Annotated in this window: 10 protein-coding genes; 6 read left to right on the forward strand and 4 right to left on the reverse strand. The window is 71.8% G+C overall.

Features of this window, described 5'->3' with window-relative positions; genetic code table 11:
* Positions 1 to 3 precede the first annotated feature (3 nt).
* The gene (locus tag E1265_RS11450; protein ID WP_132930171.1) at positions 4 to 423 is read left to right on the forward strand and encodes a YciI family protein; all 420 of its coding nucleotides are present in this window, start codon (positions 4 to 6) and stop codon (positions 421 to 423) included.
* Positions 396 to 1,730, forward strand: a complete 1,335-nt coding sequence (locus E1265_RS11455) for a DUF6596 domain-containing protein (RefSeq protein ID WP_132930172.1) — start codon at positions 396 to 398, stop codon at positions 1,728 to 1,730. Before E1265_RS11450 ends, E1265_RS11455 begins: the two co-directional genes overlap by 28 nt.
* Positions 1,731 to 1,989: 259 nt before the next feature.
* Here the strand turns inward: E1265_RS11455 and E1265_RS11460 are convergent, their stop codons facing one another.
* Positions 1,990 to 2,325 (reverse strand): hypothetical protein, encoded by a 336-nt coding sequence (locus E1265_RS11460; RefSeq protein ID WP_132930173.1) that lies wholly within the window; start codon positions 2,323 to 2,325, stop codon positions 1,990 to 1,992.
* A 145-nt stretch (positions 2,326 to 2,470) separates the two neighbouring features.
* Between E1265_RS11460 and E1265_RS11465 the strand changes: the two genes are divergently transcribed.
* The gene (locus E1265_RS11465) at positions 2,471 to 3,310 is read left to right on the forward strand and encodes a helix-turn-helix transcriptional regulator (RefSeq protein ID WP_132930174.1); all 840 of its coding nucleotides are present in this window, start codon (positions 2,471 to 2,473) and stop codon (positions 3,308 to 3,310) included.
* Positions 3,288 to 3,503: a DUF397 domain-containing protein gene (locus E1265_RS11470; protein ID WP_132930175.1), complete on the forward strand. Its 216-nt coding sequence runs from the start codon at positions 3,288 to 3,290 to the stop codon at positions 3,501 to 3,503. The genes E1265_RS11465 and E1265_RS11470 overlap by 23 nt, the downstream gene beginning before the upstream one ends.
* 76 nt (positions 3,504 to 3,579) lie before the next feature.
* On the opposite strand, the gene E1265_RS11475 is transcribed toward E1265_RS11470, so the two are convergent.
* Positions 3,580 to 3,906 (reverse strand): hypothetical protein, encoded by a 327-nt coding sequence (locus tag E1265_RS11475; protein ID WP_132930176.1) that lies wholly within the window; start codon positions 3,904 to 3,906, stop codon positions 3,580 to 3,582.
* A 552-nt stretch (positions 3,907 to 4,458) separates the two neighbouring features.
* On the opposite strand from E1265_RS11475, the gene truA reads away from it, so the two are divergent.
* Positions 4,459 to 5,301 carry a tRNA pseudouridine(38-40) synthase TruA gene (gene truA / locus E1265_RS11480; protein ID WP_132930177.1) on the forward strand — a complete coding sequence of 281 codons (843 nt, stop codon included), beginning with the start codon at positions 4,459 to 4,461 and terminating at the stop codon, positions 5,299 to 5,301.
* Here the strand turns inward: truA and E1265_RS11485 are convergent.
* Positions 5,279 to 6,226 carry an AraC family transcriptional regulator gene (locus E1265_RS11485; protein ID WP_132930178.1) on the reverse strand — a complete coding sequence of 316 codons (948 nt, stop codon included), beginning with the start codon at positions 6,224 to 6,226 and terminating at the stop codon, positions 5,279 to 5,281. The genes truA and E1265_RS11485 overlap by 23 nt on opposite strands.
* A 146-nt stretch (positions 6,227 to 6,372) precedes the next feature.
* Between E1265_RS11485 and E1265_RS11490 the strand changes: the two genes are divergently transcribed.
* Complete coding sequence (locus tag E1265_RS11490; protein WP_132930179.1) at positions 6,373 to 7,116, forward strand: SDR family NAD(P)-dependent oxidoreductase; 744 nt, start codon at positions 6,373 to 6,375, stop codon at positions 7,114 to 7,116.
* 12 nt (positions 7,117 to 7,128) lie between these two features.
* Here E1265_RS11490 and E1265_RS11495 read toward each other — a convergent pair whose 3' ends face one another.
* The gene (locus E1265_RS11495; protein ID WP_132930180.1) at positions 7,129 to 7,986 is read right to left on the reverse strand and encodes a hypothetical protein; all 858 of its coding nucleotides are present in this window, start codon (positions 7,984 to 7,986) and stop codon (positions 7,129 to 7,131) included.
* Positions 7,987 to 8,068 lie beyond the last annotated feature (82 nt).

Raw genomic sequence — 8,068 nt, forward strand, 5'->3', positions numbered from 1 at the left:
ACGATGGCGAAGTACATGCTGATCATGCGGGGCACCGACGAGTCCATGGCCAAGATGATGGAGACCCCCTTCGAGGAGATGTTGGAGAGGATGGGGCGCTTCAACGACGAGCTGATCAAGGCCGGTGTGCTGGTCGCCGCCGAGGGGCTCGACGACCCGTCGCAGGGCGTGGTGGTCGAGTACGGCGGCGAGACCCCGATCGTCACCGACGGCCCCTACGGCGAGACCAAGGAACTCTTCGGCGGCTACTACATCCTGGACGTGGCCTCCAAGGAGGAGGCGATCGAGTGGGCCAAGCGGATCCCGGCCTTCCCCGGCACGAAGACCGAGATCCGCCGGGTGCCGAGCATCGACGAGTTCCCGCAGGACAACGAGTGGATCATCAGGGAGCGGGCGTGGCGCGAGCGGACCGGCCAGCTCTGAGCCCGGCGGCCGGCGACGAGCCGGCGCCGGTCACCGAGGCGGCGCGGCGGGCCGTAGAGGCGGTCTGGCGGATCGAGTCACCGAAGATCATCGGCGCGCTCGCCCGCTACACCGGGGACTTCGCGCTCGCCGAGGACGTCGCGCAGGAGGCGGTGGCGGAGGCGCTCGTCACCTGGTCCCGCGACGGCGCCCCGGCGAATCCGGTGGGCTGGCTGCTCGCCACCGCGCGGCGGCGCGCCATCGACGGCTTCCGCCGCCGGTCCGCGCTCGACGAGCGCTACGCGCTGCTCGCCGGCCAACTCGCCGAGGGCGAGACGAGTTCGGGCGCCCAGGCCCCGCCGGATCGCGCGGGCGACCTGCCGTGGGACCCGGACCGGGTCGACGACGACGTCCTCGCGCTGATGTTCGTCGCGTGCCACCCCGTGCTCTTGCCCGAGGCGCGGGTGGCCCTGACGCTGCGCACGGTCGGCGGCCTGTCGAGCGAGGAGATCGCCCGGGCGTTCCTCGTCCCGGTGCCGACCGTGCAGGCCAGGATCACGCGGGCGAAGAAGACGATCGCGGCGGCCGGTGTGCCGTTCGAACTGCCGCCCGCCGAGCAGCGGCGGGCGCGGCTCGGCGGCGTCCTGAGCGTGCTGTACGTGATCTTCACGGAGGGCGCGACGGCGACGAGCGGCGACCGTCTGCTGCGCCAGGAACTGGCGTACGAGGCGATCCGGCTCGCCCGGATGCTGTCCGCGCTGCTGCCGGACGAGCCCGAGGTGCACGGGCTGCTCGCACTGTGCGAGCTGACGGCCGCGCGCTTCCCGGCCCGGGTCGGGCCCGACGGCGAGGCGGTGCTCCTCGAGGACCAGGACCGGCGCCTGTGGGACCGGTCGGCCATCCGCCGCGGTCTCGCGGCGCTCGGCCGCGCGGCCGAGCGCGGGCGCGGCCTCGGCCCTTACGGACTCCAGGCGGCGATCGCTTCCTGCCACGCGGCGGCACCCTCCGTCGCCGAGACCGACTGGGAGCGGATCGTGCTCCTCTACGAGGCGCTCGGCCGGGTGGCCCCCTCACCCGTCGTCGAGCTCAACCGGGCCGTCGCGGTCGCCATGGCCGACGGCCCAGGCGAGGCCCTGGCCATGGTGGACGAACTGGCCGCCTCCGGACGGCTTTCTGGCTCCCACCTGCTCCCCACCGTGCGCGGCGAACTCCTCATCAGGCTCGGCCGCCCGGTCGAGGCGCGGGCCGAACTCGAGCTGGCCGCCCGCCTCTGCGGCAACGTCCGCGAGCGCTCCGTGCTGCTGCGCAAGGCGGCCGGGCTGGAGTGACGCCCTCCGGGTGCGGGGGAGCGCCGGCGCCCGCCCTCAGGGGAGGGGAGCGGGCACCGGCGCGTTCGGGGGTGTTCGAGAGCGTATCCCCACTACTTTTCTGTTGTAAAGAATGGGCGTTGGGCTTTCTTGTAACCTCGACACGGGTGTCGACGAATGAAGCTCAAATCTTCCTCAAGAGCAGGCGCTTTGTCGTGAAGGCGGTTTCTCGCCGACGCTGGGCGATCATCCCCCATTGCAGAATTGCAAATTCGCATCGCTAAATTTTCTCTTGGTCGCCGACCTGCTCGGCGAGCCTGGCGCCCCGACTGTCGGCGATGCGGAGGGCGTCCGAGAGTGATGTCGCGGTGCGCTGGAGCGCCACGCGCAGCGTTAGCGGCCCGGCGGTCGGAATCGCGAGCACGCGCTCGGCGTGCGACAACGTGTTTGCGCCAGCCGAGTTGATCCTCCTCGGCGCGGTCGGCCAGCAACCCGAGCCGGCCGGGATCGCCCTCGTCGCCCTGAGGTGGTACCGCTTGCCGCCCGGCGACCCCCACGGCAGTAGTCGCAGGGCGGACTCCGGAAGCGGACGGTCCCGGTCGCGGTCGTAGCTCATCTGATTCCTTTGCTCCCTCGGGTTCGCGGCAGGTGGGGGCCCTATTGCGCTGCGTGGCCTCACGCTCACAGACTGCCGTCAGCGTGCTACGGATGGAAGCCATGGAGGCCTTCCACGGGCACTGTCAAGACGGGAGTTCCAGACCATGGCCAACGACGCGACCGAGCCGATGATGACGCGACGCAAGTACGGCGAGGAACTGCGACTGCGGCGGGAGGCCGCGGGACACACCCAGGTCTCGCTCGGCGAGGCGGTGATCGTCTCGCCCTCGATGATCGCCCATATCGAGGCGGGCCGACGACGCCCACGCCTGGAGGAGGCCAAACGACTGGACAGAGAGCTGAACGCGGACGGCTTCTTCGAGCGGTGGCTCCCGACGCTGGACGAGGCGCAGTTCGCACCGCACTTCGCGGAGGCGGCGGAGTCCGAGAAGCTGGCGGAGGTCATCGAGGAGTACGCGGCGGGCGCGGTGCCGGGGCTGCTGCAGACCGCTGACTACGCCCGCGCCATCAACGTGGGCACGGAGCCCAACATCCAGGCCACGGAGCTTGACCAGCGCGTCGTCAACAGGATCAACAGGGCCAAGATCTTCGACGACCCGAAGACGCCTCGGATGTGGGCCATCCTGAACGAGGCCGTGCTGCGCACGGTGGTGGGCGGCCCCAAGGTGATGGCGGGGCAGCTCCGCCACATCGCCAAACTGATCCGCTCCGGCCGGGTCCAGGTGCAGGTGCTGCCGTTCGCGGCCGGCGCCCACCCGCTCACCGACAACAGCCTTCGGCTCATGCGTTTCCCGGACGCGCCCGACGAGGCGTACCTTGAGGTGCTGTACGCCGGTGCGCTGACCGACGAACCGGCGTTCGTAAGGCGTTACCGGGAAGCCTATGATCTGGCCAGGGCCGCCGCGCTCCCGTTGGTGGCGTCCCTGGAGCTGATCGAGTCGATGGCGGAGGAGTACGAGAATGCGATGCAGGAGCATCCCTGACGCGTCCGCGATGCCGGCGTGGCGAAAGTCCAGCTACAGCCTGGGCGACAACGGCAACTGCCTCGAAGTCGTCGACGACTTCCCCAGTGCCGTTCCCGTCCGGGACAGCAAGAACCCGACCGGGCCGGCGCTCCTCGTGCCCTCAGGGAGTTGGGCCGGCTTCGTGGCAGCGGTGCGCGCCGGTTCGTTCTGAGCGCGAGCGGTCCGCGGCTGCCTCCGCCGCGGACCTGAACAGGTAACGGGGAGAAGGTCGTGGTGCGGCCGTCTGACTAGTACGCGCGGTACAGGGCCAACAGGACCCGGTCGGAGAGGTGGCGGCGGCGGAGCCAGCCCCGGCGAAGAAGGAGCGGGCGCGCAGGGCCTTGAAGCCGAGCAGCGCGGGTGAGCCAGATCAGGTCCCAGACCAGGCCGAGCCTGCCGTAGTGCGCGGCGGCGTCGCCGTAGCGGCCGGCCTGGGCGGCGTAGGCCCACATGTCGGTGCTGTACTGCTGGGCGGTGAAGGGGAAGAACAACATCGTGCCGACGAAGAGGCAGAGCGCCCATTCCAGGCTCCTGAAGATCCACAGCACCAGCGGGCCGAGCACGACGGCGAACATGAGCGAGTGCGTGAACCCGGCGCCCGGCCAGCCGCTGTGGTGTTCTCAGGGGGCGGCGGGTCTGATGGCCAGGTTGCCCAACTTGATGCCGTAGGCCCCCCAGTTGGGTGAGGATGGCCAGGAAGGACGCCCTGGTCTTGATGTGCCTGTGCGGCAGGTAGCTTTCGAGCTCGTGTGCCGCCCAGCTCACGCGTCGCCCCCGCCGCGGACCCGGTCGCGACGAGGCCGGCCCCGGCGGCGCACAGCACGCAGATCGCCGGGCCGACGAGCCAGTTGAGCACCGGCGTGGTCCACAGCGCCCCGCCGCCGACGAGTATCAGACCCGCAAGGCCGTAGCCGACCACCTCGACCGGCCCCGTGGTGTGCCGTGGCTCGGTCGGTCCCTTCTCGCCAGGCCTGATCTCCGTCACGGTCACGACCCGCCTCCCCGTTCCTCGCAGTGCGACGAGCGGAGCATACTCGATACATACGGAGTATGTTGCGGGGTGGGGCGGCCCGGCCCGGGCGTGGGGTCGTGTTCGTCGCCCGCCGGCGGCTGAGAGGATCGGTGGCGTGAGTGACGAGGTACAGGCGGGGCACGTTCGCGTTCGGCTCGATCTTTCCTACAACGGGCACGACTTCTCCGGATGGGCCCGGCAGGATGGGCTGCGGACCGTGCAGGGGGAGCTCGAGGAGGCGCTGCGGGTCGTGACGCGGTCGGCGCGGCGGTTCGAGTTGACCGTGGCCGGGCGGACGGACGCGGGGGTGCACGCGCGGGGGCAGGTGGCGCACGTCGACCTGCCGGAGGCGGTCTGGCTCGAGCAGCGGGACCGGCTGGTGCGGCGGTTGGCCGGCCGGCTGCCGAGCGACGTGCGGGTGTGGCGGGCCACGGAGGCGCCCCCGCACTTCAACGCGCGGTTCTCGGCGATCTGGCGGCGCTACGCGTACCGGGTGAGCGACCACCCGGGCGGCGTCGACCCGCTCCAGTACGCGTCCGTCCTGTGGCACAACTGGCCGCTGGACGTGGCGGCGATGAACGAGGCGTCGGCGCGGCTGCTCGGCGAGCACGACTTCGCCGCCTACTGCAAGAAGCGCGAGGGCGCTACGACCATCAGGACGCTGCGCGCGTTGCGCTGGGAGCGGCGGCCGGACGGGGTCGTCGAGGGGACCGTGGAAGCCGACGCGTTCTGCCACAACATGGTCCGCTCGCTCGTCGGCGCGCTGCTCTTCGTCGGCGACGGCCACCGCCCGCCCGACTGGCCGGGCAAGGTGCTGGCCGGGCGCGTCCGCGACTCGGCGGTCCACGTGGTGCGGCCGCACGGGCTGACCTTGGAGAAGGTCGCCTACCCACCGGACGACCAACTGGCCGCCCGGAACCGGGAGTCACGCAACGTCAGGACCCTCGCCGGGGGCTGACCTGAGCGGACGCGCGGGCGTGGACGCGGTAGCGGCCCGGCGCCCGGCCGCGGGCGCGGGTGAAGGCGCGGCTGAAGGCGGGAACCGAGCCGTACCCCACGGCGGCCGCGATGTCTTCGACGGAGTCGTCCGTGTCGCGGAGTCGGACGGCTGCCAGGTCCATCCGCCACTGCGTCAGGTACGCGGCAGGGCTCTGCCCGATGGCCGCCGGGAAACGCCGCGCGAGCGTTGCGCGCGACGCCGCGATCGCGGCCGCCAGCGTCGTCGTCGTCCATGGCCCTGCGGGGTTCCGATGGATGAGCTCGAGCGCCCGACGGACGATCGGATCGCCGAGCATGCCGAGCCAGGTCCCGCGCTGCTCGGCCGGCCGGGTGGCCAGCCAGGCACGGAGCAACTGGATCAGCATGATGTCGACGAGGCTGTTGAGCACGGCCGTCGTCGCGATCCCCGGCGCGGCCAGTTCGCGGCCGAGCATGCGCACGGCGTCGTCGAAGCAGGCCGCCCCCGTGTCGGCACCGACGTGCACGAGGTCGGGAAGCCTGCCGAGCACCCGGGTGCGCACCGCGGGATCGCAGTCGTAGTGCATGGTGACGATCCGCGTGCGCACGGGCGGCGAGCCGAGCCTGACCACCTCACCGGTCGCGCGTTCGGGCGCCGCCACCAGGTCGCACGCCCCCGCCTTCGTCTCGGGGGAGTCGCCCAGGCTGTGCCGCGTACCGGCCGACAGTAGTACGACGTCGCCCGTGGCCAGCTCCCGTGGCTCACGGCCCACGACGGTGAGCCACGCGCTGCCCGAGGTGATGGCGTGCAGCGCCGCGCCAGGACGGTCGTCCAGGAGCATCGCCCAGCTTCCACCCGCCTCGATCCGGGTGCCGAGGGTGCCTCGGACGCCGGAGACGGAGAGCACGTCGGTTAGTGGATCCATGCGGCGATCGTAGTGACGGCGCGCCACCCGCTGAGGCAGACGGGTAAGGATCTGAGTCAGGAGGGCATCGACTGACGCATCTGACCGTCCGTACGGTTCTTCATGCCCGGGTGGACCGGGACGATCCTCAAGGAGAGGCGAGAGACATGCGACTGCACGGAGCCACCGCCCTCGTCACCGGAGCCGGCCGCGACCTCGGCCGCCACTTCGCCGAGCAGCTGCTGCGCCGGGGCGCCGCTAAGGTGTACGCCACCGCCCGGCGTCCGGAGCTCGTCGACGTTCCTGGCGCCGAGGTGCTGGCACTCGACGTCACCGACCCGGCGTCCGTCGCGGCGGCGGCGGCCGCCGCCGCCGACGTCGACCTGCTGGTCAACAACGCCGGGGTCTCGTTGGGCGTGAACCTCGTCGACGGAGACCTCGACACGATCAGGCTGACCCTCGACACCCACGTCTACGGGACCCTCGCCGTGATCCGCGCCTTCGCCCCCGTCCTCGCCGGGAACGGCGGCGGCGCCATCCTCAACGTCCTGTCGGTCCTGTCCTTCCAGAGTCTCGTCGGCAACAACGCGTACGCCGTCGCCAAGTCCGCGCAGTGGAGCCTCACCAACGGCGTCCGACTCGAACTCGCCGGCCAGGGCACCCTCGTCACCGGCCTGGTGTTCGGACCGACGGCCACCCGGACCATGAAGGAGTACGCGGCCGAGGCACTGGGGGGCGCTGTGCTCCCGGACGGCGTGCTGAACGACCCCGTCGACGTCGTCCGCGCCGCCCTCGACGGGGTCGAGGCCGGGAAGATCGAGATCCTCGCCGACCGCTACGGCGCCGCCGCGAAGGCATCGCTCGCCGGCGACCCCCGTCCCTTCACCCTGGAGACGGCGTCCGCCACGTGACGGTCCTGGCGGTTAGCCGTTGTTGCGCTCCTCGACGATGGCCGAGGCGGACGCGGACGCCTGGGCCTCGCCGCGCTGGATGATGCGGGCGAAGGCGTGGTCGTTGCCGTCACGCGCGGCCTGCTGGGCCGGGGTGCCGTCGCCGCTGTCGGGGGAACCGTCGCTGTTCCCCGCGATGGTGAAGTAGGTGTAGCGGCCGACCTGGTTGGTCGTGGTGCGGCAGCCGCCGCGCTGGCAGAACGAGGGGGCGTCGCCGCCGGTCAGGGGCTGGAGGTTGCCGGTGGCGGCCTCCCGGGCGGCGACCGCGTTCTCCTCGGTGCCGAACTGGGCGACGCCCACCGTGACCGCCACGCCCTCCGCCGTGTAGGTCGCGCGCAGCAGCGTGACGCAGCCGTTGTCGGTGAGCACCGTGCCGAGGTCGTCGGAGACGGCGCCGGCGCAGCCCTCGGTCGCGTCCGACGCGGCCAACGTGTACGGGCGGCCCTCCACCTCCATGGCGCCGCCGAAGAAGGACTCCGGCTCGAACGGCGCGATGTCCTTGTCGGCGTCGGAGATGAACTCCCGGGGCTGGGGCAGCGGCGGCAGGGTCGTCTCGTCGAACGTGCGGTCGTCGCTCGGGTCGCCCGTCGGCTCGGCCGGCAGCTCGCCCGAGCCCGGATCCTCGGAAGCGGTGTCGCTCCCGTCGCCGCCCTGGTTGACGATGGCGAGCGCGACCACCGTGCCGACGGCAGCCGCGGCGATCGCGCTGCCGATGATGACCCACCAGCGCTTGCGGGCCCGCTTCTGCTCGGCATCGGCCGCGAGCGCGTTCCAGTCCGGTGTGTTCGAACCCCCGGGAACCCACTGGGGTCCCCCCTGCCCGTAACTCATGGGCGGCAGTCTAGAGGGGGACCCCGGGGCTCGGTCAGCCCGCTGGCGCCCGAAGAACCAGTGAAGCGGGCGGGGGGAAAAC

This window comes from Streptomyces sp. 8K308 (assembly GCF_004348315.1).
Lineage (GTDB): Bacteria > Actinomycetota > Actinomycetes > Streptomycetales > Streptomycetaceae > Streptomyces.